At 60.6% G+C, this 25,881-nt stretch carries 26 protein-coding genes, 1 tRNA gene and 1 pseudogene; 12 read left to right on the forward strand and 16 right to left on the reverse strand.

Annotation, left to right across the window (positions count from 1 at the left end; genetic code table 11):
* Positions 1-63: 63 nt before the first annotated feature.
* On the reverse strand, positions 64-924 hold the full coding sequence (gene dapD, locus RHE_RS02120) for a 2,3,4,5-tetrahydropyridine-2,6-dicarboxylate N-succinyltransferase (RefSeq protein WP_011423799.1): 861 nt from the start codon (positions 922-924) through the stop codon (positions 64-66).
* A gap of 193 nt (positions 925-1,117) precedes the next feature.
* Here dapD and RHE_RS02125 point away from each other — a divergent pair, with 193 nt between their 5' ends.
* Positions 1,118-1,978 (forward strand): LOG family protein, encoded by an 861-nt coding sequence (locus RHE_RS02125; RefSeq protein ID WP_041678806.1) that lies wholly within the window; start codon positions 1,118-1,120, stop codon positions 1,976-1,978.
* Positions 1,979-2,052: 74 nt separating this feature from the next.
* On the opposite strand, the gene RHE_RS02130 is transcribed toward RHE_RS02125, so the two are convergent.
* Both RHE_RS02130 and RHE_RS02135 read right to left on the reverse strand, forming a co-directional pair.
* On the reverse strand, positions 2,053-2,667 hold the full coding sequence (locus RHE_RS02130) for a CREC-EF hand family protein (RefSeq protein ID WP_011423801.1): 615 nt from the start codon (positions 2,665-2,667) through the stop codon (positions 2,053-2,055).
* 107 nt (positions 2,668-2,774) lie between these two features.
* Positions 2,775-3,491: a pyrimidine 5'-nucleotidase gene (locus RHE_RS02135; protein ID WP_011423802.1), complete on the reverse strand. Its 717-nt coding sequence runs from the start codon at positions 3,489-3,491 to the stop codon at positions 2,775-2,777.
* A gap of 185 nt (positions 3,492-3,676) precedes the next feature.
* Here RHE_RS02135 and bchE point away from each other — a divergent pair, with 185 nt between their 5' ends.
* Genes bchE through RHE_RS02150 form a run of 3 tightly spaced genes read left to right on the forward strand, consistent with a single transcriptional unit; the run spans position 3,677 to position 7,102 of the window.
* On the forward strand, positions 3,677-5,206 hold the full coding sequence (gene bchE / locus RHE_RS02140; RefSeq protein WP_011423803.1) for a magnesium-protoporphyrin IX monomethyl ester anaerobic oxidative cyclase: 1,530 nt from the start codon (positions 3,677-3,679) through the stop codon (positions 5,204-5,206).
* A 55-nt stretch (positions 5,207-5,261) separates the two neighbouring features.
* Positions 5,262-6,335, forward strand: coding sequence for a bifunctional transcriptional activator/DNA repair enzyme AdaA (locus RHE_RS02145; RefSeq protein WP_011423804.1), 1,074 nt, complete (start codon positions 5,262-5,264; stop codon positions 6,333-6,335).
* On the forward strand, positions 6,332-7,102 hold the full coding sequence (locus RHE_RS02150; RefSeq protein WP_011423805.1) for an isocitrate lyase/PEP mutase family protein: 771 nt from the start codon (positions 6,332-6,334) through the stop codon (positions 7,100-7,102). Before RHE_RS02145 ends, RHE_RS02150 begins: the two co-directional genes overlap by 4 nt.
* 63 nt (positions 7,103-7,165) lie before the next feature.
* Here RHE_RS02150 and RHE_RS02155 read toward each other — a convergent pair whose 3' ends face one another.
* Both RHE_RS02155 and RHE_RS02160 read right to left on the reverse strand, forming a co-directional pair.
* Positions 7,166-8,314, reverse strand: a complete 1,149-nt coding sequence (locus tag RHE_RS02155; protein WP_011423806.1) for an alpha-hydroxy acid oxidase — start codon at positions 8,312-8,314, stop codon at positions 7,166-7,168.
* A 382-nt stretch (positions 8,315-8,696) separates the two neighbouring features.
* A complete protein-coding gene (locus RHE_RS02160) occupies positions 8,697-9,635 on the reverse strand; it encodes an acyl-CoA desaturase (protein WP_011423807.1) in 939 nt (312 codons plus the stop codon).
* A 162-nt stretch (positions 9,636-9,797) separates the two neighbouring features.
* Between RHE_RS02160 and RHE_RS02165 the strand changes: the two genes are divergently transcribed.
* Positions 9,798-10,163 (forward strand): metalloregulator ArsR/SmtB family transcription factor, encoded by a 366-nt coding sequence (locus RHE_RS02165; protein ID WP_042117808.1) that lies wholly within the window; start codon positions 9,798-9,800, stop codon positions 10,161-10,163.
* Positions 10,164-10,259: 96 nt separating this feature from the next.
* Here the strand turns inward: RHE_RS02165 and argB are convergent, their stop codons facing one another.
* The gene (gene argB, locus RHE_RS02170; protein WP_011423809.1) at positions 10,260-11,147 is read right to left on the reverse strand and encodes an acetylglutamate kinase; all 888 of its coding nucleotides are present in this window, start codon (positions 11,145-11,147) and stop codon (positions 10,260-10,262) included.
* Between the two features lie 144 nt (positions 11,148-11,291).
* Between argB and RHE_RS02175 the strand changes: the two are divergent.
* The 3 genes and pseudogenes from RHE_RS02175 to RHE_RS02185 all read left to right on the forward strand — a co-directional run bounded on the left by RHE_RS02175 (position 11,292) and on the right by RHE_RS02185 (position 13,212).
* Positions 11,292-11,832 (forward strand): annotated as a pseudogene (locus tag RHE_RS02175) (sigma-70 family RNA polymerase sigma factor).
* The gene (locus RHE_RS02180) at positions 11,829-12,548 is read left to right on the forward strand and encodes an anti-sigma factor (protein WP_011423811.1); all 720 of its coding nucleotides are present in this window, start codon (positions 11,829-11,831) and stop codon (positions 12,546-12,548) included. Before RHE_RS02175 ends, RHE_RS02180 begins: the two are co-directional and overlap by 4 nt.
* A 109-nt stretch (positions 12,549-12,657) precedes the next feature.
* Positions 12,658-13,212, forward strand: a complete 555-nt coding sequence (locus RHE_RS02185; RefSeq protein ID WP_042119152.1) for a fasciclin domain-containing protein — start codon at positions 12,658-12,660, stop codon at positions 13,210-13,212.
* A 105-nt stretch (positions 13,213-13,317) separates the two neighbouring features.
* Here the strand turns inward: RHE_RS02185 and RHE_RS02190 are convergent, their stop codons facing one another.
* From RHE_RS02190 to rpmH, 8 genes are all read right to left on the reverse strand, one after another.
* On the reverse strand, positions 13,318-14,388 hold the full coding sequence (locus RHE_RS02190; RefSeq protein WP_011423813.1) for a sensor histidine kinase: 1,071 nt from the start codon (positions 14,386-14,388) through the stop codon (positions 13,318-13,320).
* A 235-nt stretch (positions 14,389-14,623) separates the two neighbouring features.
* The gene (locus RHE_RS02195) at positions 14,624-14,899 is read right to left on the reverse strand and encodes a hypothetical protein (protein WP_020920256.1); all 276 of its coding nucleotides are present in this window, start codon (positions 14,897-14,899) and stop codon (positions 14,624-14,626) included.
* A gap of 201 nt (positions 14,900-15,100) precedes the next feature.
* On the reverse strand, positions 15,101-15,325 hold the full coding sequence (locus RHE_RS02200) for a hypothetical protein (protein WP_011423815.1): 225 nt from the start codon (positions 15,323-15,325) through the stop codon (positions 15,101-15,103).
* Between the two features lie 130 nt (positions 15,326-15,455).
* Positions 15,456-15,665, reverse strand: a complete 210-nt coding sequence (locus tag RHE_RS02205) for a cold-shock protein (RefSeq protein WP_016737600.1) — start codon at positions 15,663-15,665, stop codon at positions 15,456-15,458.
* 244 nt (positions 15,666-15,909) lie between these two features.
* On the reverse strand, positions 15,910-16,563 hold the full coding sequence (gene yihA / locus RHE_RS02210; protein WP_011423816.1) for a ribosome biogenesis GTP-binding protein YihA/YsxC: 654 nt from the start codon (positions 16,561-16,563) through the stop codon (positions 15,910-15,912).
* 140 nt (positions 16,564-16,703) lie between these two features.
* Positions 16,704-18,497, reverse strand: a complete 1,794-nt coding sequence (gene yidC / locus RHE_RS02215) for a membrane protein insertase YidC (RefSeq protein ID WP_011423817.1) — start codon at positions 18,495-18,497, stop codon at positions 16,704-16,706.
* Positions 18,497-18,898: a ribonuclease P protein component gene (rnpA, locus tag RHE_RS02220; RefSeq protein ID WP_011423818.1), complete on the reverse strand. Its 402-nt coding sequence runs from the start codon at positions 18,896-18,898 to the stop codon at positions 18,497-18,499. Before rnpA ends, yidC begins: the two co-directional genes overlap by 1 nt.
* Positions 18,899-18,919: 21 nt before the next feature.
* Complete coding sequence (rpmH, locus tag RHE_RS02225; protein ID WP_008524438.1) at positions 18,920-19,054, reverse strand: 50S ribosomal protein L34; 135 nt, start codon at positions 19,052-19,054, stop codon at positions 18,920-18,922.
* A 419-nt stretch (positions 19,055-19,473) separates the two neighbouring features.
* Here rpmH and RHE_RS02230 point away from each other — a divergent pair, with 419 nt between their 5' ends.
* The 3 genes from RHE_RS02230 to RHE_RS02240 all read left to right on the forward strand — a co-directional run bounded on the left by RHE_RS02230 (position 19,474) and on the right by RHE_RS02240 (position 23,392).
* Positions 19,474-21,477 (forward strand): methyl-accepting chemotaxis protein, encoded by a 2,004-nt coding sequence (locus RHE_RS02230; RefSeq protein ID WP_011423819.1) that lies wholly within the window; start codon positions 19,474-19,476, stop codon positions 21,475-21,477.
* A 197-nt stretch (positions 21,478-21,674) separates the two neighbouring features.
* Positions 21,675-23,192 carry an ATP-binding protein gene (locus RHE_RS02235; RefSeq protein ID WP_011423820.1) on the forward strand — a complete coding sequence of 506 codons (1,518 nt, stop codon included), beginning with the start codon at positions 21,675-21,677 and terminating at the stop codon, positions 23,190-23,192.
* A gap of 123 nt (positions 23,193-23,315) precedes the next feature.
* Positions 23,316-23,392, forward strand: a tRNA-Arg gene (locus RHE_RS02240).
* Positions 23,393-23,463: 71 nt separating this feature from the next.
* On the opposite strand, the gene RHE_RS02245 is transcribed toward RHE_RS02240, so the two are convergent.
* Both RHE_RS02245 and RHE_RS02250 read right to left on the reverse strand, forming a co-directional pair.
* The gene (locus RHE_RS02245; protein ID WP_166486886.1) at positions 23,464-24,312 is read right to left on the reverse strand and encodes a hypothetical protein; all 849 of its coding nucleotides are present in this window, start codon (positions 24,310-24,312) and stop codon (positions 23,464-23,466) included.
* Positions 24,313-24,552: 240 nt separating this feature from the next.
* Complete coding sequence (locus RHE_RS02250) at positions 24,553-24,975, reverse strand: hypothetical protein (RefSeq protein ID WP_011423822.1); 423 nt, start codon at positions 24,973-24,975, stop codon at positions 24,553-24,555.
* 262 nt (positions 24,976-25,237) lie between these two features.
* On the opposite strand from RHE_RS02250, the gene RHE_RS02255 reads away from it, so the two are divergent.
* Positions 25,238-25,825 (forward strand): hypothetical protein, encoded by a 588-nt coding sequence (locus RHE_RS02255; protein WP_011423823.1) that lies wholly within the window; start codon positions 25,238-25,240, stop codon positions 25,823-25,825.
* Positions 25,826-25,881: the final 56 nt, after the last annotated feature.

Below are 25,881 nucleotides of genomic sequence, written 5' to 3' on the forward strand. Positions count from 1 at the left end.
GCAAGGCGGAGCCGCCTTGCGTAAAAGACGCCGTCTGTTTACCGGATCAATGTGCCGGTGTCATCAATCTCTGAGCAGCTCGTTGATGCCGGTCTTGGAGCGGGTCTGTTCGTCGACGCGCTTGACGATGACGGCGCAGTAGAGATGCGGTGCCGGCAGGCCGTTTGCCATCGTCGCGTTGGCCGAGGCCATCGAACCGGCGACGACGACGGAATAGGGCGGCACTTCGCCGTACATGACCTCACCGGTGGCGCGGTCGACGATCTTGGTCGACTTGCCGATGTAAACGCCCATGCCGAGCACGGAACCTTCACGAATGATGCAGCCCTCGACCACTTCGGAGCGGGCGCCGATGAAGCAATTGTCCTCGATGATCGTCGGGCCGGCCTGCATCGGCTCCAGCACGCCGCCGATGCCGACGCCGCCGGACAGATGCACATGCTTGCCGATCTGTGCGCAGGAGCCGACCGTTGCCCAGGTGTCGACCATCGTGCCTTCGCCGACATAGGCGCCGAGATTGACGAAGGAGGGCATCAGGATGGCATTCGGGGCGATATAGGCCGAGCGGCGCACGACGCAGTTCGGCACGGCGCGGAAGCCGCTCGCGCGGAACTGGTTCTCGCCCCAGTTCTCGAATTTCGAGGGAACCTTATCCCACCAGGTGGAATTGCCCGAGCCGCCCTTGACCACCTGCATGTCATTGAGGCGGAAGGACAGTAGCACGGCCTTTTTCAGCCACTGATTGACCGTCCAGACGCCGTCGGCACCGCGTTCGGCGACACGCGCCTTGCCTTCATCGAGCAGGTTGAGCGCGGCTTCGACCGCATCGCGAACCTCGCCCTTTGTCGACATGTTCACATTGTCACGATTGTCGAAAGCGGCTTCGATGGTCTTTTCGAGGGATGCGAGGTCGGTGGCGCTCATGGGAATTCCTTAAACTTCGATCTTTATCGTGGAGACGGCGCAGTCTCCGGAATTGCGGTTGGCGGGATTGCGTCCTGCTCTACAGCATGCGCTCATGGAATGGAATTATTTTTCGGGCAGGATCAATCTGGTTTCAAGGCGTTATAGCGACATATCCGGCACTGTGGCCGGCAGTACTGAAAGGCATTTCGACATGGCGAAGGGACGAAATGGCGGTTCGAGGCGCAAGGATGGCGTATGGGACCCGTTGAAGAGCAGCTCGACCGACAGGCAGCGGGCGCAAGCCGTGCCGAAGACGCCGCAGACGCTGTCGCCGGCCTATCGTCTTGCCTATGTCGATGAGGATTTCCTCTGCCGTGAAGAACTGCGGCCGATCCGGCTGCAGCTGGAATTGCTGAAGACCGAGATGATGCTGACCGAACGCGGCATCCGCTCGACCGTCGTCATGTTCGGCGGTGCCCGCATTCCCGCCCCCGGCCAGAGTGCCTGGGCAGCGCGCAACGACATCCAGCGCGCCAATCTGGAGGCGGCCTCCGTCTATTATGACGAGGCGCGCAAATTTGCCCGCCTCTGCTCGAAATATTCGGCGGGCTTCGACTTTCAGGAATATGTTATTGTCACCGGTGGCGGCCCCGGCGTCATGGAGGCGGGCAATCGCGGTGCGGCCGACGAGGGCGCGCCGTCGATCGGCCTCAACATCGTGCTGCCGCACGAGCAGGCCCCGAACGCCTATGTGACGCCGGAGCTCAGCTTCAACTTCCACTATTTCGCCATTCGCAAGATGCATTTCATGGTGCGCGCCAAGGCGATCGCGGTCTTCCCCGGCGGCTTCGGAACGCTCGACGAATTCTTTGAATGCCTGACGCTGATCCAGACCGGCCGCATGGAACGCCTGCCGCTGATCCTGTTCGGCGAGGCCTTCTGGCGACGCATCATCAATTTCGAGGCCTTGGCCGAGTTCGGCACGATCGCGCCGGATGATGTCAAGCTGATCAGCTTCGTCGACACCGCCGACGCCGCGTGGAAGATCGTCCAGGATTTCTACGAACACTAAGAACAAGCCATGCCTTGGTGAACTTGGCTCTTTCCCCGCCGGAGCGGGGAAAGAGCGCAATGGTTCGTCCAGTCTTACAGGAACGGCCGGTCCGGCATGTCGTCGATCGAGACGACGCCATCCTTGTTGCGGTCCATGCGCGTGAACAGCTTGTCGAAGGCGGCCACGGCCTCCTGTTTGGAAATCTGGCCGTTTTCGTCGGTGTCGATCCGATGCATCATCATCGAGGCGCGCATGATGTTGCCGCCGTGGCGCATCCAGCGACGACCGTCATGGCGGTCGCGCGGCGGCCGCCCGGATTCGCTGTCCGGCATATCGGGCGCGCCGTTCGCGTTCTCGTCGCCGGCGTCCTGCTTGTGCCGATCTCTCATCGCCTGCAGCTGCGTCTGCCGGTACTGGCGGATTTCGCCGGGTGTCAGCGAACCGTCATTGTTGGTGTCGATCGCGGCGAAGATTTTGTCGAGGCCACTGGTCGCTTCCTCCTTGGAGACCTTTCCGTCCTTGTTCGCGTCGAACTCCTTGAGCATGCGGACATAAGTGATTTCGAGGAAGGCATCGCGGCCCGGGCGGTCCATGCCGGCATGATGCGGGCGCGGCCCGTCGCCCGGTGCGGCAAAGCTTGCCCCGGCTGCGGCGCCGAAGATAAGGACGGAGGAGAGCGCTGCCAGTATCAGCTTGTTGCGGTACATCGTGTTTCCCTTTCGTAAGGTGTCCCCTCACGAAAGAAGCTACGGCAGCAGGCCTCAATGACCCAGTTAAACATCGGTAAGCTGGGTGAAACTTTCGTAACGTGACTCTAGCCGCCGGATCTGGTCACCTTGCCGAGAAATGCAACGAGATCGTCGGTGACGAAATCGATGTGATCCTCCTCGCCGCTGGTTTTTTCCCACCACTCGACGACGGTCTCTTCCAGATTGCGCGGCACGAGCAGAACGGTCTGCATGCCGAGCGCCTTCGGCACCGTCAGATTGCGCGGCAGATCCTCGAACATCGCCGCCTTGTTCGTTTCGACGCGCTTCAGCGCCGCAAACTTGTCATAGGTCGCCTGCGCCGGCTTCGGCACGTAATCGGCGGCGACGATGTCGAAGATATCGTCGAAATGCTCGAGAATGCCGAGCGCTCCGGCGGTCATCTCCGCATGTTTGACACTGCCGTTGGTGAAGATGAACTTGCGGCCCGGCAGCGCCTTGATCGCCTGTCCGAGTTCCGGCTGCGGCGTCAGCGCTGAATAGTCGATCGCATGCGCCTTTTCGAGGAAATCGTTCGGGTCGATGCCGTGATGGATCATCAGGCCCTGCAACGTCGTGCCGTGATCGAGATAATATTGCTTCTGCAGCTTGCGCGCTTCTTCCCGCCCCATCTGTAACAGCGCCGCGACATAGGCGGTCATGTTCTTGTCGATCTGCGCGAAAAGATTGATGTGATGCGGGTAGAGGGTGTTGTCGAGGTCGAACACCCAGTCGGTGACGTGGTCGAAATCGGCTTTTTCGGGGGTGCGGTCGATCTTTGTCATGCGGTCTTATGGCATGGCTGCCGTGGGAAACCAAAGGCTTTTGCTCAAGTGTCCGGTTTCCCGCCGCCTTCTTAAAAATGCCGCCAGATCTTCACAACTTTAAAGAGATTCTGGCGGAATATCGCCATGGATCGCTGGTGACGTTCCGCCTGCGTCAGACAGGGGACCCGCAAGGGTGAAGTCGCATGAAGATCGTTCTGATCAATCCGCCGCATACCGCGATCGGCAGCCGTATTCCCGATGATCACCTTCCACCGCTCGGCCTTCTCTCCGTCGCAGGCCCGCTGATCGATGGCGGTCACGATGTCAGCCTCATCGATGCAGAGTTCGGACCGATGACGATTGTGGACATCGTCAACCGGATCACCGCGAACAGCCCGGATCTGGTGCTGATCGGCCATTCCGGCTCGACGTCGGCCCATCCGACTGCCCGCGCGATCGCAGAAGCGGTCAAGCGCAGCGATCCCGCGATCCGCATCGTCTATGGCGGCGTTTTCCCCACCTACCATTGGCGGGAGGTGCTGGCCGAGACTGAGGCATTCGATATTCTCGTGCGCGGCGAGGGCGAGGAAACGATGCGGCGCCTCGCCGAGGCGCTCGCCGCCCATCGCCCGCTTGATGCTGTTGCCGGCATTGCCTATCGCGATGGCCACGGCGAAATCCAAGCAACCCGGCCAGCGCAGGCGATCGCCGATCTCGATGGCTATCGCATCGGCTGGGAACTGATCGACCATGCCCGCTACAGCTATTGGGGTGGCAAGCGGGCGGTCGTGATGCAGTTCTCCCGCGGCTGTCCGCATCTTTGCAATTATTGCGGCCAGCGCGGCTTCTGGACCCGCTGGCGTCACCGCTCGCCGGAGGGGTTTGCAAAGGAGATCGCCAGGCTCTATCGCGAACAGGGTGTCGAGCTCATCAATCTTGCCGACGAGAACCCGACCTCGTCGCGCAGGGCCTGGCTGGCATTCCTCGAAGCGATGATCGCCGAGAACGTGCCGGTGCAGATCGTCGGCTCGACGCGCACGGACGATATCGTGCGTGACGCCGATATCCTGCACCTCTATCGCAAGGCCGGCGTCGTGCGCTGGCTGCTCGGTATGGAAAACACCGATGAGGCAACCCTGGCGCTGATCAAGAAGGGCGGAGCCAAAACGACCGACAGGGAGGCAATCCGGCTCCTGCGCCAGCACGATATCCTCTCGATGGCGACCTGGGTCGTCGGTTTCGAAGAGGAGAAGCTCAGCGATCTCTGGCGCGGCTTCCGGCAATTGCTCTCCTACGATCCCGATCAGATCCAGGCGCTTTACGTCACCCCGCATCGCTGGACACCCTTCTTCCGTATCGCCCGCGACCGTCAGGTGATCGAGACCGACATCCGCAAATGGGATTACAAGCATCAGGTCTTGAAGATGCGGTACCTCCACCCGTTCGTGCTGGTCGTCTGCGTCAAGCTCATCGAGGTGGCGGTCCAGGCGCGGCCGAAGGCGCTGATGCGCATCCTCTTCCATCGCGACCGCGAGCAGCGCCATTCGATGCGCTGGTACACTGAGATGGGCCGCCGCGTCTGGTTTCATGAGGTTTTCGAATTTCTCTTCCGCCGCCGCCAGCTGAAGAATGGCCCGACGCTCGAGAATTTCTGGGGCGCGCCACAGGATGCCGAGGAGGAGTCGATGCTGCGCCCGCAACGGCATCTAAAGAGCCTCGACGCGGCGGAATAAAATAGCCGCCTGATTTTCGGCGGACGCAGCCGGCGCGGGGTGCTAGAAAGCGGAAATGCTGTTCGAACGCCCCGATGACGATACGCTCTATGATGCCCTGATCGCGCGCAGCGCCGATTATGAGGGCCAGGCCTATGTCTGCGTCAAGACGACCGGAGTCTTCTGCCGGCTGACCTGCCCAGCGCGCAAGCCGAAGCGGGAAAACACGCTTTTCTTCGAGACGATCGCCGCCTGCATGCATTCCGGTTTTCGCCCCTGCCGGCGCTGCAGGCCACTGGAGCAGCCGGGCCGGGAGCCGATCGTCGACGCCTTGCTCGCCCGGCTCGAGGAGGAGCCGGAGGTCCGCTGGAGCGAAGACGAGCTCGTTCGCCGCGGCCATGATCCCTCGACCGTGCGCCGCGCCTTCAAGCGGGCGCTCGGCATGACCTTCCATGATATCGTCCGTTACATCAGGCTCGGCGAAGCGGCCAGGCAGCTCGCCGCCGGGGCGCGTGTCATCGATGCGCAGATCGACGCCGGATACGAAACGCCAAGCGGCTTTCGCGCGGCATTCCAGCGGCTCGTCGGCAAGGCGCCGGCGCTTTCGCAGAACCGCGAACTGCTCTTTGCCGATTGGTTCGACACCCCGCTCGGGCCGATGATCGCGGTTGCTGACAAGACGCATCTGCACCTTCTCGAATTTCACGATCGCAAGGCGCTACTGAGCGAACTCGAAGCGCTGCAGAAGCGTGTCCGCTCCTCCGTCGCGATCGGCCGCACCCCGGCGATCGATCAGATCGAGGCGGAGATCCGCGATTATTTCGAAGGCCGGCTGACCGTTTTCAAGACGCCCCTGGCCCTAGGCGGCACGCCCTTCGAAAAACATGTCTGGGCAAGGCTGATGGAAATCCCCCTCGGGCAGACGCGCGCCTATGGCGATCTCGCCAGGGAGATGGAGAGGCCGGAGGTGGTGCGGGCGGTCGGCCGCGCCAATGGCGCCAACCAGCTTGCCATCGTCGTGCCCTGTCATCGCATCCTCGGCGCCGATGGTTCTCTGACCGGTTACGGCGGCGGCCTCTGGCGCAAACAATGGCTGCTGCGCCATGAGGAAAAGATCGGCACAGAAACAAGGATGGAGGAGACAGCATGAATCAGACTGAAAAGGCCAAGGCATTCGGCGCGCTTCACCGGAAAGGCGACCCGATCGTACTCTACAATATCTGGGATGCGGGTACGGCGAAGGCCGTTGCCGATGCCGGCGCCAAGGCGCTTGCCACCGGAAGCTGGTCGGTTGCCGCAGCTCATGGTTTTGCCGACGGGGAGAAGCTGCCGATGTCGGTGCTGGTGGAGACGGCGAAATCCATCACCGATGCCGTCGACCTGCCGCTTTCGGTCGATTTCGAAGGCGCTTATTCGGCCGATCCTCAGGGTGCGGCCGCCAATGTCGCCAAGCTCATCGAGGTCGGCGCCATTGGCATCAATTTCGAGGATCGGGTGGTTGCGGGCGAGGGGCTCTATCCCATCGAGAGCCAGGCGGCGCGCATCCGCGCCATTCGCGCCATCGCCGACGGTAAAGGCATGCCCTTCTTCATCAACGCCCGCACCGACCTTTTCCTCGCCGAGAGCGATCTTTCAAAACATGCCGGCCTGGTGGACGAGGCGATCGAGCGGGGCGGGGCCTATGCCGCGGCCGGCGGCAGCGGCTTCTTCGTTCCTGGCCTGATCGATCCCGCCTTGATCGAAAAGATCTGCGCGGCCTCGTCGCTTCCCGTCAACGTGATGATGCGGGCAGGCGCGCCTGACGTGAAAACATTGGCAAAGCTCGGGGTCGGCCGCATCAGCTATGGCCCGGGGCCTTACCGGTCGATGATGGAAAAGCTGAGGCAGGAGGCCGCGGCGATTTATAGCCTGCTCTAAGGCCAATAGCTTGCGGGCCGCATCCGTATGAAAGCTGCGGCCCGCGATGACATCCTGCTCCGCTCAGGAACGGAAGCGCAGATTGCGCCGCGTCAGCTGGTCGACCGAGGTGCAGCCCATCAGTTTCATGTCGCGTTCGATCTCGGTGCGTATGTTCTCCAGCGCCCGTTCGACGCCGGGCTGTCCGGCAGCGGCCAGCGGGAAGAGATAGTAGCGTCCGAGCCCGACGGCCTTTGCCCCCAGCGACAGCGCTTTGAGAACATGCGTGCCGCGCTGCACGCCGCCATCCATCATCACGTCGATCCGATCGCCGACCGCATCGACGATCTCGGCCAGCTGATCGAAGGCGCTGCGGGAACCGTCGAGCTGGCGGCCGCCATGATTGGACAATACGATGCCGGTGCAGCCGATCTCGACCGCGCGCTTGGCGTCCTCCACCGACATGATGCCCTTCAGGCAGAATTGCCCGCCCCAGGCCTGCACCATCTCGGCCACGTCGTCCCACGACATCGAGGGGTCGAGCATCTCGGTGAAGTAGCGGCTGATCGACAGCGCCCCGCCGTCCATCTTCACATGGTTTTCGAGCTGCGGCAGCCGGAAAGCTTCATGCGTCATCCAGTCGATCGCCCAGGAGGGCTTGATCGCAAACTGCATCATGCCGGCGAGATTGAGCTTGAAGGGAATGGCAAAGCCGGTGCGCTTGTCGCGCTCGCGATTGCCGCCGGTGATGCTGTCGACCGTCAGCATCATCGCCTGCACGCCGGCATTTTTCGCTCGCGCCATCATCTCGTGATTGAGGCCGCGATCCTTGTGGAAATAGAACTGATAGACTTGCGGTCCAGCGCTGATCTGGCGGGCTTCCTCCAGGCTGATAGTTCCGAGCGACGAGACGCCGAACATCGTGCCGTGTTTGGCCGCCGCCGCCGCGACCGCCCGCTCCCCCTGATGATGGAAGAGCCGCTGCAGCGCCGTCGGCGAGCAATAGACAGGCATGGCCAGCTTCTGCCCCATGACCGTCACCGACATGTCGACCTCGGCCACCCCGCGCAAAACATTGGGCACCAGATCGCAAGCCTCGAAGGCCGCGGTATTGCGCCGATAGGTCACCTCGTCATCGGCCGCACCATCGATATAATCGAAGATCGGCCCGGGAAGCCGTCGTTTGGCCATGCGCCGGAAATCGTGAAAATTATAGCAGTCTGTAAGGCGCATCTGTTTGCTCGACCCGTTAAGTTCTCGGGGCGCAACCTAAAGCACGATTCGAAATCTTGCCAAGTCTAGATCGTGCGATTTGCGACCTGTCGCGTGGATATTGCGGCTTGGTGGGTTTGCAGGAGGATAATGATCCGCGGCGTCCTCGAACGCACCTCATCCATAGGCTGCCGTCTCTCTCCGCCTCTGCCTCGGCGCGGCATCCTCCGACATCCCTCATCCTGAGGTGCGTAGCCCGCAGGGCGAAGCCTCGAAGGACACGCCGCGGCATCGCTCCTTGCCTGCATCGACCGCCACTGCACCCGCCCCGCCCTTCGAGGCCCCTCCGGGGCACCTCAGGGTGAGGCTCTCTTGAATGCCGTGCTATATTCAGTGGTACCCCTCAACGCTGACCAACAGGATGATCCTCACCAGTGTCTCCGGAGACTTCAACGCGTCTCAACCCATCCCTCGGTACGATCGTGTGCGGGAGCTTGATCGCCGAAGCAAGGCCGAGCCCTGCCAGCAGCCGGATGAAATGCCAGCCGAGGTCCAGCTGTCCCGGCTCGATACCGAGCCGCGCCGATTCCGGAAAGGCGTGATGGTTGCCGTGGAAGCTCTCGCCGAAGGTCACCAGCCCGAAACGCGGCAGATTGTATCCCTGCACAGCGACGTCATCGACGCTCCAGCCTTGATGGCCGTTGCGATGGGCGAAATGACCGACCAGCCAGTGGCCGGTCAGCGATACCGAGATCCTGACGGCAATCCCCCACACCAGCCACGGCAGCCCGCCGAGACTGAAGAGCAGCAGTGCCAAGGGAATTTGCTGCGCCATCCACGTCGCCTCCAGGAGGCGGTAGAAGCGGTCGTGCCGCGCGCGCTCTTCAACGACGAATCGTGGCGGTTCGTCGAGCGCCACGGCGCAATGCATCTGCCATAAGGCATCGACGAAGAACGATCGCCGATGGGCATAGAGGTCATGGCAGTCTCGCTGCCGTTGCGCCCAGTCGCGAATATCGTGGGCGTAGATCATGCCGAACGGGCCGGCCATGCCGACCAGCGTGCCGAGATAGACGAGCAGGTGCTCGAGCCAGAGCGGAGCGCTGAAGGAACGGTGAATCAGCAGCCGGTGCATGCCGACCGAATGACCAAGGCAGATCGTGATAGCGGTCGATAGAACGAAGACGATAACAGCGCTCCAGCTGAAGGTCAGTGGTCCGCCCACCACGGCAACCACGGTCATGGTGGTTATCCAGATCGATTTTGCGGGCACCCAGACCACGCTGCCCTTCACGGAATCACTGCTGTCGTCGATCATGCGTCCGGTGGAAATGCTGCGCATGGCAAAACTCCTCCCCTCGGGCGTATTCTCCAGTTGAACAGCGCCCGCCATTCAATTAATTAAGCAATTATCTAATTACTTTGCGCCAATGAAAATAATTAAGCAATACGTTAATTGCTTAAGCGCAGCGATGCTTTCGTGTCGCAGGCATGGAGACGGAACTTGGAAGACGAGAATTTCGACGACCTTTCAGAAGGCAGCTCGGTCGGCGCCGCCCAGCGGGTGTTCCACGCGCTTTCCAGTGCGCCGCGGCGGAAGATCCTCGCTTACCTCTCGGCATCGGGGCTAACCGCCGGCGAGATCGCCGAGCGCTTCAGCATCTCAAAGCCAGCGGTTTCGCAGCATCTTTCTATCTTGGAAACGGCGGGGCTGATCAGACGGGAGAAACAGGGCCAGTTCGTCCACTATTCCCTGATCGAGAACAATCTCGTCAATACGCTCAACGGCTTCGTGCAGGAGGTCTGCCCGGTCGGCCGACCGCTCAAGAAGGAAAGCCAGGCGCGTGCGCGTCGGAAAGAATTACCCTGAGGCGACTCGGGGCATCTCTCCCAACCTGTGGGAAAACCGGGAAATATTCGGCGTGAGAGGACGCGCCCTTCGTGTGGTGAAGAGCGCAGCCCTTGATCAGGGAACGATCAGCGTTCCGATGCCGTGCTCGGTGAAGATCTCGAGCAGGACGGAATGGGCGGTCTTGCCGTTCAGGATGACGACGCCCTGCACGCCGGCCTTGATCGCATCGATACAGGTCTCGACCTTGGGGATCATGCCGCCCGAGATCGTGCCGTCGGCGATCAGCGCATGCGCTTCGGCAACGGAAAGTTCCTTGATGAGCTGACCCTTCTTGTCGAGCACGCCGGGAACGTCGGTCAAAAACAGCAGGCGGGTGGCGTTCAGCGCGCCGGCAATGGCGCCGGCGAAAGTGTCGGCGTTGATATTGTAGGTGGCGCCGTCGCGGCCGGGGGCGACCGGGGCTATGACCGGGATCATCTCGGAGCGGGCGAGCAGGTCGAGCAGCGTGCGGTCGACCTCGACCACTTCGCCGACGAAGCCGAGATCAAGCACCCGCTCGATGTTGGAATCCGGATCTTTGATGGTCTTGCGCGCCTTTTCGGCGAAGACCATGTTGCCGTCCTTGCCGCAAAGGCCGATCGCCCATTCGCCGGTCTGGTTGATCAGCGCGACGATCTCCTTGTTGATCGAGCCGGCGAGCACCATCTCGACAATCTCGACCGTCTTCTGGTCGGTGACGCGAAGCCCGCCTTCGAATTTCGATTCGATGCCCATCTTGGTCAGCATGGCGCCGATCTGCGGGCCGCCGCCGTGAACGACGATCGGGTTGACACCCGACTGCTTTAAAAGCGCGATGTCGCTGGCAAAGGCCTTGCCGAGCTCGGGATTGCCCATCGCATGGCCGCCGTACTTCACCACGATCGTCTTGTTTTCATAACGCTGCATGAAAGGCAGCGCCTGGGCGAGAAGACGTGCCTGGATTTCGCTTTCGGACTCGTTCATGGGAACCCCGCAGAATTGATCGCGGCCTTTTATCGCAAGTTTCTGACAGAGGGAATAATCCAGACCGCAATAGTTTTTCGTATGTGGCACTGAGCCGGAGGAGTTGGACCGGCCGGCTGAGCGAAGCACGATATGGGGAACGGCATGCAAGGCGATGAGATTAAGGAGCTGATCGGCCGCGTGGCGCTCGGGCGACCGCACGGCCTTCGCCGCCCTCTACAGCCAGACCGCACCGAAACTTTTTGCAATCTGCCTGCGTATCTTGAACGACCGCACGGAGGCCGAGGAGGCCCTGCAGGAGGTCTATATCAGCATCTGGCAACGCGCCCGCAGCTTCCAGGCGGCCTCGGGCTCATCCTCGGCATGGCTTTCGGCAATTGCCCGCAACCGGTCGATCGATCTGTTGCGCGCGCGCAAGCCCGTCGCCGACGAACTCGACAGCGCTTACGATCTTGCCGATGCCGCGCCCGACCCGGAAAGACAGGCGGTGACGAAGGATGACGGAAGGCGGATTGACACCTGCATGGAAGAGTTGGAAGCTGATCGTGCGGTCGCCGTGAAACGGGCTTATGTCGAAGGGCTGAGCTATCAGGAACTGGCGGATCAGTTCGGCGTTCCGCTGAACACGATGCGGACCTGGCTCAGGCGCAGCCTCTTGAAACTGAGAGAGTGCATGGAACGATGACATCGCCCGATAAAAGCAAGGGAAACCGCTCCCGCGACGAGGTCCTCGCCGGTGAATATGTTTTGGGCGTCCTATCACTGCAGGATCGCCGGGTGGTCGAAGAGCGCATGCGCCACGATCGGATATTTGCGGCGATCGTCAGCCGTTGGGAAACCAACCTCTCCGCCTTCAACGACGAATATGACGGCGTCGCGCCGAGCCGGGAAACCTTCAAGCAGATCGAGTCTCGGCTGTTCGGCGATGCCGTAAAATCCACATCCTTTTCGCAGGGGCTGTGGAATTCGGCGGTCTTCTGGCGCTCATTGGCGTTCGCCTGCATCGTCGTCGCCGTCAGTGCCGTCATCTTCGCCTCCGGCCTTGTGCCGCAGCCGCAGGGCCCGGCACCGCTGGTGGCCGATCTTGCGGGTCAAAGCAACGCGATCAATCTCCGCGCCTCCTACGAGATCCAGAGCGGCCGGCTGAAGATCGTGCCGGTCGCCGCCGGCAAGCCGGAGGAGAAATCGCTGGAGCTCTGGCTGGTGCCAGGCAGCGGCGCCCCGAAATCGCTCGGCATTTTCCAGCCCGGCGAAAGCGGCGAACTCGTCATTCCGGCCGATCTGCGCAACAATGTCGCCGATGGCGCAACGCTTGCCGTCAGCCTCGAGCCTTTCGGCGGCTCGCCGAGCGGGCAGGTGACCGGTCCGGTGATTGCGAGCGGCACCGTACGCCAGCCATAATCAGTTTCTCTCCTCTGAAACTCTTCGGCGCATCACTTCGTAGTTGGCATTGCCCGGACGACGCTCAGGCATGATGCCGGCGAAGAATATCCGGCCAGAGGAGAAGATCATCATCAAGTCCTTATTGCGCGGCTTTGCACTTGCCGCCGCCCTGTCCGCTGTCGCCTTTGCCGCGGCGAAGAACCCGGTCGTCGGCGGCGCTGCAATGTTCGAAAGCAAGAACATTATCGAGAACGCCATGAATTCCAAGGATCACACGACCCTTGTCGCCGCCGTCAAGGCGGCCGGTCTCATCGGCACGCTTGAGAGCAAAGGGCCTTTTACGGTCTTTGCGCCGACCAACGAGGCCTTCGCCGCCCTGCCCAAGGGCACCGTCGATAAGTTGCTGAAGCCGGAAAACAAGGCGACGCTGACCAAGGTTCTGACCTGCCACGTGGTGGCCGCGGACGCTATGGCCAAAACCGTTGCCAAGATGATCAAGGATGATGGCCGCGAGCACGACATCAAGACCGTCGGCGGCTGTGTGATCAAAGCCAGGGAGAGCATGGGCAAGATCACGCTGACCGACGAAAACGGCGACATTGCCCATGTAATCATCGCCGACGTCAAGCAGTCGAACGGCGTCATCCATGTCGTTGACAAGGTGCTGCTGCCGAAGATGTAAGTTTGTATCGGCAGAGGGCGCGCTCTTCGGGCGCGCCCAAAGCAACTGCAAACGGCGCCCAGCGTCGAGCCTTTGCGTGAACGGGGCGCGGCGCCGCTGACCTGGCTATTGGGCCGCTTCGATCCTTGGGAAAACGAGCGAGACACTCATGCCGGTGCCGGGGGAAGAGCTGACTTCGACCTCGGCATGGGCGTTCTGTTTCAGGGACTGGATGATCATAGCGCTCAGTTTTCCTGGGTTCGGCCAAGACACATCCTCAGGAAGGCCGACGCCATTATCGGCGACGGTAATCCTGCATCCGGTGTCGCTGACGACACAGCGCAGCGTGATCTCTCCGCCATCGCGCCCTACGAAGGCATGCTTGAATGTATTGGTCAGGAGCTCGTTGACAACGAGTCCGGCAGGCATCGCCACATTCACGGAAACCGGCCAGGTATCCACCTTCATGTCGAGCCGGATGCCTTCCACTGCGTGGGCGGCCATGACCGACGCCGCGATCTGGCTCACATAGCTGCCGAGATCGATCATCGCGCCCTTCTCTTCGTCCGAGAGCGCGCGATAGAGCAGAGCCAAGGCTTCGATCCGCCCTGCAAGTCGTGCAAACCGTTCGCTCTCCTCGTTCTTTTGAGCATTACGCGCCTCCATTCGGATCAGCGCCGTGATCATCTGCAGATTGTTCTTCACGCGATGCTGAAGTTCTCGCAGAAGGACATCCTTCTCGGCCAGCAGCTCACTGAAGCTCTGGCCATCCGTCACCTCATTGCGGGCAGCGAAGGCGACCAGACGGAAAAGCGGGACGTCATCGTCGTTGACGATCGTGTTCGACCAAACGTCGATAATCACATTGTTTTCTGCTGCGAGCGAGAAGGCGCCAATATATTCCTCCGCCGTAGTCACAGCGGCTGTAAGCGTTGTCTCGCCGGAGACTGCAGTGCAATTCACCTCGATGTCCGACCAACGTTTTCCCTCCACCTGTGTGGCGGTCAGCGCTGTCAGCCGTTCGAATTCGAGGTTTACATAAACTAGCTTCTCAAAGGTGCCGAGCTCGGAGACCGCCACTGCAAACGGGACATGGTCGAGAAAGTGTCGAAACCGGTCATCGTCGAGGGCTTCGGCAAGATGAGGAAGGTTGCCGACGCCTTCTGGCGAAAGGGGTTCGTCTTTGCTGTCAGTCATGGATGATTTCTCGCGGACGCCGCTGCTCTTCAACAGCATGAGATCAAGCGTTGCTTCAAAAGCTTTCTTGGCGCAAGTACAATCGATGTCGCACGACTAAACAGCCGGTGTTCAAATGCGGCAACTGTCGGAGATCTCGATGGTCTGCACAAGCTGCCGTGAACGCGACGGTCGACGTGACTGGTCGGCAGACCTCTGTTGGGCGCAAGGTCATTCGTCAGCGTCAGTCGCGAGCTTACGCCCGGTCATAAGTGAACGAGGTCAGCAGCGTCGTGACAAAATTGCTGGCCCTTTCTTTGACCAGAACTTCCGTCCACTCATCCGTCCCGCGAAGCCGCAAATCCGTATAAATACTGTCCACCGCTGCTTCTTCTATGCGCTTGATATGGGACTTGAATGACGCCTCGCCGCCGCCATGATACATGTCTCGAATGACCATGCGCAAAATCTCCTGGATGGCGATCTGCCATGCTGTATTGATCGACTGAAGTTCCTTCGTATCCTCTGCCATTGCGGCGTCCTTTGGTATGAGTGAACTGTCAGCACGGCTCTGCCCGTCCTGTTGCCGCCTCTTTGAACCCGCCAATACTTCCTCCTGAAGTTGCGTCGGATAGGGGGATGCGGTGGGTTCGCGCGCGAGAAAATATTCGGCGCAGCTCCGCATGTCTCCGGGCAACCTGCCTAGGGCTCGGCCGCGATCTTTTGCCGGTGATCAGCAGGCTTTGGCGCGTTTCGCAAGGAGAACAGACATTGCCGAGGCGCGATCGTCGCGTTGCTTCGCAAGCCGTGCTTCCCGCAACCGCAGCGTCTTTGCGTGTTGCGATTGGGCGTGGGATTCCAGCTCTTCCATGGCCTTATTCTTCGCGAAAAACTGGGACTGGATGTTGCCGAAGGCGATTTCCGCCCGCTGGCGCGATTTGCTGTATGTTTCTGTCATTTCTTCTCCAATATTGAAGGGCTCGAGTGCGAGCGAAAACAAAAAGGCCAGGCAGATTGCCCGGCCTTGAGTAAATCGGTGCTTCCGGCAGTGCCAGTACATCCGTGGTCAAAGGGAAGCAGATACCGATTTAGGCCTTCTGGAGATTGCAAGCGGACATTTTGCCCGACTTGTGGTCTCGCTCGAGATCGAAGCCGATCTTCTGACCCTCGACGAGTTCGCGCATTCCGGCGCGTTCGACGGCGGAGATATGGACGAAGGCGTCAGCACCGCCATTGTCGGGCTGAATGAACCCGAAGCCCTTGGTGGAGTTGAACCATTTAACTGTGCCAGTGGTCATGATGAACCCTTTCATAGCAATATTGAGAAACCGCAAGGCGTGAAGGCGATGCGGATGGTGGTAACGATTTTTGGAAGGAAGTTCGTTCAGGCCGCGGTGCTAATCGCGCGATAACCAAGCCAGCAAGCAAAATTCGATAAGCACTATATAGGTTACCTATTCAGCCCCGTCAACCTTTAGTTTTTCTGCTTGACGGGAAAATAAACTTTTAGCTGTTTCGGCGAGTACAATACAGGTTGGCTGGTTATTTCCAGTTTGCAATGCCGACCGTTTCGGCAATCGCCTGGCGCAGCTCGTCGAGCCCGTCGCCCTTTTCGGACGAGGTGGACAGCAGATAGGGATAGGCGGCCGGGCGTTTGCGTATCTTATCCGCCGTCTCGGCAAGCAGCTTGGGAACGGCCGGCGCCTTGATCTTGTCCGTTTTTGTCAGCACCAGCTGGTAGGAAACAGCAGCCTTGTCGAGCAGATCAAGCACGTCATCATCGTTCTTCTTGATGCCGTGACGGCTGTCGATCAGCACGTAGACGCGCTTCAGAGTCGCGCGGCCGCGCAGATAATCGAAAACGAGTTTGGTCCACTTGTCGACCTGCTCCTTCGGCGCCTGCGCATAGCCATAGCCCGGCATATCGACGATCGCCATCGGCGGCAGGTCGCCCGCCTCGCCGGAATATCCGTCCGGCACGAAATAGTTGAGCTCCTGCGTGCGCCCCGGCGTGTTCGACGTGCGCGCCAGGCCCTTCTGGCTGACCAGCGCATTGATCAACGACGACTTGCCGACATTCGAGCGTCCGGCGAAGGCGACTTCAGGCGGTCCTTCCGGCGGCAGGAAGTTGAGCGACGGGACGCCGCGGATGAAGATCCAGGGGTGGCCGAAGAGCGGCTTTTCGGTTTCAGGCATGCGGGGCTCGGCAATCCTAGGGTTCGGTCTTCTGTCGGCTTCGTGGTTTTACGGGCGGATGTCAAGCTTTCAGGCGGCCCACGCCTTGCCCCGCGGATGACCGGAAATGAAAAGCCCCGCCGGAGCGGGGCTTGTGGGCATCATTTCGACGGCGCCGTCTTTCGTCGGAACAGACCCCTCAGATTGTCGAAGAGTTCGATCTTCACGCCGTGGCGCTTCATGATCACCGATTGCTGGATCACCGAGAGCGTGTTGTTCCAGGCCCAGTAGATGACGAGGCCGGCCGGGAAGCTCGCCAGCATGAACATGAACACCAGCGGCATCCAGTTGAAGATCATCGCCTGCGTCGGATCCGGCGGCGTCGGGTTCATGCGCATCTGCAGGAACATGGTGACCCCCATGATCAGTGGCCAGACGCCGAGATGCAGGAAGGTCGGCGCCTCGAAGGGCAGCAGGCCGAACAGGTTGACAATCGTCGTCGGATCGGGCGCCGAAAGGTCCTTGATCCAGCCGAAGAAAGGCGCGTGCCGCATCTCGATGGTGATATAGATCACCTTGTAGAGCGAGAAGAAGATCGGGATCTGCAGCGCCACCGGCCAGCAGCCGGCGATCGGGTTGATCTTCTCATCCTTGTAGAGCTGCATCATCGCCTGCTGCAGCCCCATGCGGTCGTCGCCGAATTTCGCCTTCAGCTCTTCCATCTTCGGCTGCATGCGCTTCATGTTCGCCATCGAGGCGTACTGCTTGCTGGCGAGCGGGAAAAACAGCGCCTTGACGACGATCGTGGTGCAGAGGATCGCCACGCCGAAATTGCCGAAGAAGCGATAGAAGAAGTCCATCAGCTTGAACATCGGCTTGGTGATGAAATAAAACCAGCCCCAGTCGATCAGCCGGTCAAACTTCGGGATCGAATAGGAGGCCTCGTAGCCGTCAATGACGGGCACTTCCTTGGCGCCGGCAAAGACGAGGTTCTTGAGCTCGATCGACTGGCCGGGCGCAACGCTGAAGGCATCGTTCTTGTAGTCTGCCTGATAGCGCGGCTGACCGTCGGAAAAATACGAGAATTTCGCCTCATAGGCAGAGCTCTGCGGCGGAACGATCGTCGCCGCCCAATATTTGTCGGTAATGCCGAGCCAGCCGCCGGCGGATTTCGCCGGCGACACGGCTTCTTTCTCGACGGCGCTATATTTGCTTTCGATGAGGCCGTCGTCGCCGATGACGCCGATAAAACCTTCGTGCAACACGTAGACGGACGGCGTCGTCGGCTTGTTGTAGCGCATCACGCGGCCGTAGGAGGAAAGCGCGGCGGGCGCCTGGCCGGTATTTTCGATCTTGTCGGCGACGGTGAACATGTAGCGCTCGTCGACGGAAATCGTGCGGGTGAAGGTCAGGCCCTTGTCATTGGTATAGGAGAGCGTCACCGGCGTCTTCTCGGTGAGCTTGGCGCCCTCCGGAGCCGTCCATAGCGTCGACGGACCGGGGACTGCACCCGTCGTGTCGCTGCCGATATAGCCGAGCTCGGTGAAGTAACCATCCTTGGTTTCGGCCGGGCTGAACAGCGTGATGGTCGGGCTCGAGTCATCGACGGTTTCGTGATAGCCCTTGAGCTTCAGGTCGTCGAGCCGGGCGCCGGCAAGGTTGATCGAGCCGGAAAGCGCAGCGGTATCGATGGCGATGCGCGGGGTCTTTTCGAGCGCCTGCTCGCGCGTCGCGGTCGCGGCCGCCTGGCCGGACGGGGCTGCGCCGCTCGTCTGGGCCGGCGCCTGGCCGCCTGCCGCGGGCTGCTGCGTCTGCTCGGTCTGCTGTTGCGCCTTCTGGGCTTCCTGCGCCTTGCGCTGGGCTTCGATCCGCGGATTCATATAGAGAAACTGCCAGCCGAGGACGATCAGCACCGAGAGAGCGATCGCAATGAAGTAATTGCGGTTGTTTTCCATCATAGGTTCCTGGGGCGTCCGTCTCCGGGGCGCCGGTGTTTCGGCCTGGTTTCCACGCGGGATTTCAATTCCGCGGCCAATTCCTGGAAGGACGCGTCAAGCACGTCCCTGCGCGCGACAACCACATAGTCGTGTCCGGGCTTCATTGCAAACCCCGCATGAAGCCGCACCGCCTCTTTCAGGCGGCGGCGCATGCGGTTCCGCTCGACCGCGTTGCCATGTTTTTTGGTGACTGTAAAACCGACACGCGCTTGGCTGTCGGGGTCCTTCCGATCGAGGATTTCGAGAAGGAAGAGACCTCCCCGGCGTTTTTCGCCCTCGCGCACGGCAAGAAACTGCGGGCGGCTTCTCAGCCGCCCGACAGTGTGTTTCTTCTCACTGGTCGTCACTTCGCCCGCCATCTCTTCTCGGGCAATCCGGCCTTAAGCCGAAAGACGCTTGCGGCCCTGCGCGCGGCGGGCAGCGATGACCTTGCGGCCACCCTTCGTGGACATGCGCGCACGGAAGCCGTGGCGACGCTTGCGAACAAGCTTGGATGGTTGGTAGGTACGCTTCATTTATTTAAACACCGCGGAGTGCGGCCCTTCTTGAATTTGCATGATGCAAGGAGCGTTGTTTTTCGAACGGGCGGGCCATGAAAGGCTTGAGTGACCGGACGTGCCGCGGCTTATACGGATGAAGCCCGGCAAAGTCAATTATATCGGCTCATTTGACTTGCGCGGCCATCGGCGAGCGCGGTTTTCGCATTGTGGTGTTAATAAATTCGACCCGCGCCGAGAAGTTGTATTTTGGCGCCGCATCGGGTCGATCGCCCGAAATTTCAACGGCTTGAATGAAAGGGCGAGGGTCGGATCGGCAATGTTCTGTACTCTTAATCGTAAATATTAGAAATCTAACTTTAATCAATTTCGCTGATATTCAGCGCATCGGCTGGGGGAGTTGTTTCCAGGCTGTGGTGTAGCTAGGAGGCATTGCATTGAAGATCCGCGGGAAAATTAATCTGCTGGTTTGCGTGATGGGCGCGGTAGCGCTTCTGATCGGCGCAACAGCAATATCCGCCATGCGTGAATACAGCCGCAATCTGACGGCTTACGAGCACGCCGCCGCCCGCGCCTATGCCGGCGAACGCCTCAACCGTTTCGTCACCGCCGTTGTCATGGAATCGCGCGGCATCTATGCCGCAAAATCGATCAAGGATACGCCGAACTTCGCCAAGGGTCTGATGGCCGGCCTCGACGAAATCGACAAGGTCATTGCCGGCTGGGCGCCGCTCGTGCCCGAGGGCGAAAAGGACAATTTCGCCAAGCTGGTCGCGCGCGCCGCCGAATTCCGCACCTTCCGCACGGAAACGGCTCGGCTCGGCACCGAAGTCGGCCCCGAGGCTGCCAGCGCCCAGGGCAACAATGAGGCCAACCGCGCCAATCGCAAGGCGTTCCAGGCCGAGATCGACGCGGTGGTCGCCACAGACAAGGCAGCGCTTCAGGCGGTCAATGATGAGATCGAGAGCTTCCGTTCCTGGGTGCTGATGCTCGTCCTCGGCATCACCGGCATCGGCATCGCGGCCGGCGTTGGCATGGGCTTTTATATCGGCACCAGCCATCTCAGCCGTCCGATCAAGCGTGTCACCCACGCGATCAAGGAGGTTGCCGACGGCAACTTCGACGCCGAGGTTCCCTTTGCCGGCCGCAAGGACGAAATCGGCGAGATGGCCGCCGCCGTCGCCGTCTTCAAGGAGAACGGCCTGGCCGTCAAGCGCCTGAACGCTCAGGAGGCGGCGATGCGCGCCAAGAGCGACGACCTGCAGTCGAGCATGTCCGTCGTCGTGGCCGCGGCCGCGGCCGGCGATTTCAGCCACCGCATCGACAAGGATTATCAGGACGAAAATCTCAACCAGTTCGCCGGCAACATTAACACGCTGCTGTCGAGCGTCGACGCCGGCATCGGCGAGACCCGCCGCGTCATCGCAAGCCTTGCCGAAGGCGATCTCACCCAGACGATGAAGGGCAGCTTCCAGGGCGCCTTCGCCGAGTTGCAGCAGAACGTCAACAACAGCTTGGTTACGCTGCAGGCGACGATGCGTGAAGTGCGCGAGACGACGGAAGCGATGAACGGCAACACCGCCGAGCTGCGCAATGCCAGCGACGACCTGTCGAAGCGCACCGAGCAGCAGGCCGCCGCCCTCGAGCAGACCTCCGCCGCGCTCGATCAGATCACCGCCGTCGTCCAGAACTCCACCGAGCGGGCGCATGAAGCCACCGTCATGGTGTCGGAAGCCAAGGAAAATGCCGGCCGCTCCGGCGTCGTCGTGCGCAATGCCGTCGAAGCCATGGGCCGCATCGAGCAGGCCTCGCGCGAGATCAGTCAGATCATCAACGTCATCGATGAGATCGCCTTCCAGACCAATCTTCTGGCGCTGAATGCCGGTGTCGAAGCGGCCCGCGCCGGTGAGGCCGGCAAGGGTTTTGCCGTGGTCGCCCAGGAAGTGCGTGAACTCGCCCAGCGTTCGGCGACGGCCGCCAAGGACATCAAGGCGCTGATCACCAAGTCGGGTGACGAGGTCCAGGTCGGCGTCAAGCTCGTCCAGGCGACCGGCGAGGCGCTTTCGGAAATCGGCACCCGCGTCATCGCGATCAACGACCATATCCATTCGATCGCCACCGCCGCGGTCGAGCAGTCGACCGGCCTCAAGGAGGTCAACACCGCCGTCAATCAGATGGATCAGGTGACGCAGCAGAACGCCGCGATGGTGGAGGAAACCTCCGCCGCCACCCACCGGCTTTCGGCCGAAGCCAACGGGCTGGTGCATCTCATCGCCCGCTTCAAGCTGTCGGACGGGCCAGCACCCGCGGCGCTCGTCCGCAACGAGCCGCACAGGCAGCCGGTCGCCTCACCCGCCCGCCGGGCGATCGCCAAGGTCGCCCGCGCCTTCGGAGGCGGCAATGCGGCGGCCGCAGCCGAGCAGAGCTGGGAAGAGTTCTGATCCCCACTGATCAGGTGCCTTTTAACGCCGCCTCCGGGCGGCGTTAGTTTTTCCGCCCGGTCGTTCACTCCTCTCGGATGCGCGCTTCTTTGTGGCGACATGACGCTGCTCGCAAAGATTTGAAAGCGGAGCATCTTGGTCTAATATAAGAACCCAACGGTGAGGGCGGCGAGCGCTGCCGATCGGGCGAGAAGACCATGCCGGTTCGAGACCAGGGCAAAGATCCTTCGGCTGACATCCCGGCGGCCGGCGAGGCTGCCAAGGGGCGGTGCCCGTCCGGCTTGTTCGGCGGGCTTTCGGGCAAGCTGCTCTGGCTCACCGTCGTCTTCATCATGCTCGCCGAGATCCTGATTTTCTTTCCCTCGGTCGCCAGCATGCGGATGCGCTGGCTGCAGGACAGGCTGAACACGGCCGCCGCCGCCGCCATCGTCATCGACGGGCTGCAGCCGATCGAGCTGCCGCGCGCCCTGCAGAAGGAAACGCTGGAAGCGACCGGCACCAAGGCGATCGTGCTGCGCAAGGAAGGCACCTCGCGGCTGCTGGCGACAACAGACATGCCGACCTCGGTCGACGAATCCTACGACCTCACCGACGTGCCGCCGCTGACGGCGATCCGCGACGCGCTCGACACCCTGATCTTCGGCGGCAGCAGGATGATCCGCGTCTATGGCCCGGTCGGCGAAAACAAGGTCGGCGTCGAGGTTGTCATGAAGGACCGGCCGCTGCGTACGGCGATGTTTGCTTATTCCCGCAACGTGCTGCTGCTGTCGGTGCTGATCTCGCTCTTCACCGCGACGCTGATCTTCTTTGCAATCAATCGCATTCTCATCGGCCCGATTCGCCGGCTGACCGGCAGCATGCAGCAATTCTCCTCCGATCCCGAGAATCCGGCCCATATCTATATCGGTGACGGTGGCCGTGACGAGCTGGCGGTGGCCGGCCGCAACCTCACCTCGATGCAGATGGAGCTGCAGAAGACGCTGAAGCAGCAGAAGAACCTTGCCGCTCTTGGCCTCGCCGTGTCCAAGATCAATCACGATATGCGCAATATCCTGGCTTCCGCGCAGCTGATGTCGGACCGGCTCGTCGATGTCGATGATCCGATGGTCAAGAGCTTCGCGCCCAAGCTGTTGCGCACCATCGACCGCGCGGTCGGTTATACGACGGAGGTACTGTCCTACGGCAAGGCGAGCGAATCGGCGCCGCGCCGCCGCCTTGTTCGGCTGCTGGGACTGACGCAGGACGTCAAGGATATGCTGGCGATTGATCCGCAAAGCGGCATCGAGTTTGTCGAACAGTTCGCTGCCGATCTCGAGGTCGATGCCGACGGCGAGCAGCTTTTCCGGGTCATCCACAATCTCTGCCGCAACGCGCTGCAGGCGCTGACTTCGCCGGGCGAGGGCAGCCCCGGCATTATCAGGCGCATCACCGTTTCCGCCCAGCGCGTCGGCAGCGTCGTCAGCATCACAGTGGACGATACCGGCCCCGGCATGCCGCTGAAGGCGCGCCAGAACCTCTTTGCCGCCTTCCGCGGTTCGGCCCGTTCCGGCGGCACCGGCCTTGGCCTCACCATTGCCCGCGAGCTGGTGCTCGCCCATGGCGGCACCATCGCGCTTGTGGAAAAACCGACGGTCGGCACCCAGTTCCGCATCGAAATCCCCGATCGCCCGGTTTCACTGGACGATTACCGCAACCGGACGCACAGCGAGAAGTGAGGGAATTTCAGCTGCCGCGGCCGCCAACAGGCAAACGCGCGATTTTTTCAGAAATGCTCTTGCATTGTCCGAAAGGACCCTTTAGAGGATCGCCCACGCAAGCGGTACCGCCGCTTCTGCCACGCACCCGTAGCTCAGCTGGATAGAGCACCAGACTACGAATCTGGGGGTCAGGAGTTCGAATCTCTTCGGGTGCGCCATTTTCTCCCAAGTTGACGAGAAACATCAACTTTCTCAGTCTATTAGACTACCATTGTCGTATGCCCTGTCATCAAACGGCTTTCACGACTGGTTTAAGGTCTATCCCGTCTGGAATGCGGATATGCCTTGTTAACTGAGGAACATCACGAAATTCCTTGTCACCACAAACTTTCACCTCCTGGGAGATGCGCTGTGTGTGGCAGTTCGGGCAGCCCCGCAGAGTCGTTTGAGTCTGAATCGTTCCCTTAACGATTTTATCGCCCTTGCCCGGCTGCCATTTCATCAACTGCGCGAAGTGAGGACCGTCCACCGGCACCTCAAAAAGGTTATCGTAGTAGCGAGTGAAGTCCTCCTGCGTGGAGAAAATCTGCTGCTTCTTTGCCAAGGTCCGGAGATATCGACCGCACTTTTCGCAAACTGGATAGACCCGCAGCATCAGCCAGACAGACACCCCGCCGACCACAAAACCAAGGAATTGAATGAATGCCAAGATACGACCGTAATCGCCGATATCGCCAGTATTCGTTCCTGCTCGGCCAACCCGCAAGCTCGTGTGGCTGAGATAGATATCGAGATATTCACTGAAGCTAACGACGTCGGACGCCATACGCCCGTTCCCTAAATCCAACAGTCTGTATTCGCCATAATAGATCGCGAACTGGGCGATTGCGGCAACGACAAGTATCTGTATTAGGATCAGCACGGTTGGCCGCGTATGAAACAACAGCGAGCCAAAATAGTAGCCGCTCGCGGCAGCAGCACCACAGAGGAGAGCGCCCGCTGGAACAACAACAAAAAAGCTCAAGGTGAAAAAATTGAAGTGGGTAAATTGGTTAACAGCTACAACCGCGATGACGGTCAGTAAGAACGTCGCGATCCCAAAGATCGAGACGCCAAAATTCCCTACGATGTTTTTCAAGTCTCTCCCCACCAATAGATCCCGTTGCATCATGCTCACCGACGGCGAAAAATTCAATCACTCGGCTGGCTGATATCCACCGATGGTTGCTTGAAAATGACGGTCCGGATGATGATGCGCTGGTTGGCTGACTTTCGCCCTGTCTCGCCGAGCATCGAAAGGCCAGTGTTCTGGACGTCTCCCTGAAAAGTTTACCGCGACAGTCGCTCCATCCTCTGCCCCAAGACAGCGAAGCGAAAACTATTGAGCGGTCGGGAAGTCTCTTTCAAAGTCTTCCCTTTCTTTCTTCCCGTAGGCGGATGAGTAATAGCCACTGCAGAGATAAGAGCACTCATCCGGGTCGCCCATCTCCCATCCCGGCAGGCAGGTGACCACGCGCTGGAATTTTTCATTGCAAAGACCGTGGTTTGCCAAAAGCCGCGGCTCGTTTCCGAAATACGCGCTTATAGCTTTCTGGCGAGTCCATGCAGGAACGACTTTCCAATCAGCGGCGCCGCCCTCGGCGCTGACATTGCCGGTGGCACAGAGCGACCAGTTGGAAATCACGATCGGCTGATCGCAGGCAAAAGCCTGGACGGTGCTTCCCAGCAAGATCGAAACCAGTGCCAGCAACTGCTGGCCATAGATCATCGCGCCTTTCTCCCTCATGCCGAACTTTCGCATGCTGGCCTCCCACCGTGTGCAATTGCCTGTCGCCGTCTGACGGGAACGGGACATCAAAACGCCTAAGATTATTTTCCTAGTTCATGGAACGTTCTTACGCTAGATTGCTCGTCGTTGCAACCATGGAATGTTGAATGCCGAAGAATATTGTAACGAATAGCGATGTCGCCGCTTGGGTCGGTCGTTTCCTCCGCAGGCGTGAAAGAACGAGTTCCTCTGTTGTTTCCCGCAAGGACGGGTTGGCAGCCGAGGTGAGGGTCTGATGGCGGAATTCAACCCTCGTGACAGGAGCCGCACCAGTGCCGGCAAGACGCGCTCGCTCGTGCGCAAACATACCGCGCCGCCGAGCGGAGGCGATGACGGCAGCCTTCGCTGGCAATGGTTGACGATCCAGCTGCTGGAATCGCCGGCGTTCACGTCACTGAGCACCAACGCCAGCCGCGCCTTCTTCCGCATCATCATCGAACACAACGCACACGCCGCCCTGGCTAATGGCAGGCTGGTCGTGACCCATCCGCAGTTCGTCTCCTACGGCGTCACCGGCGAATATGTGGCCGATGCCCTCGACGAACTGGACTATAAGGGCCTTATCAAGGTTCGCCGCGGTCGGGCGGGCAGCGGTGTCGCGCATCCGAACCTCTTCACGCTGACGTTTGTCGGTGACCATGAAGGGGCGCTGCCGACCAACGACTGGCGGCGATGCACGGCAGAGAAGTGCCGGAAATGGTCGGAGATCGACCGCAAGCTTGCCGCCGAAAAACGCGGGCGGGTCGGCCGGAAGAAAAAAACGCCACTTCGGGATCCCGAAATCCCGCCGCTTCGGGATCCCGAAATTCGCCGCGCCTCGTGAGCGCTTGGGGCGAGGGAAGAGGCAATGATTTCAATGCCGCAACCAATTTCGGGATT

Source organism: Rhizobium etli CFN 42, from assembly GCF_000092045.1.
GTDB classification, from domain to species: Bacteria; Pseudomonadota; Alphaproteobacteria; order Rhizobiales; family Rhizobiaceae; genus Rhizobium; species Rhizobium etli.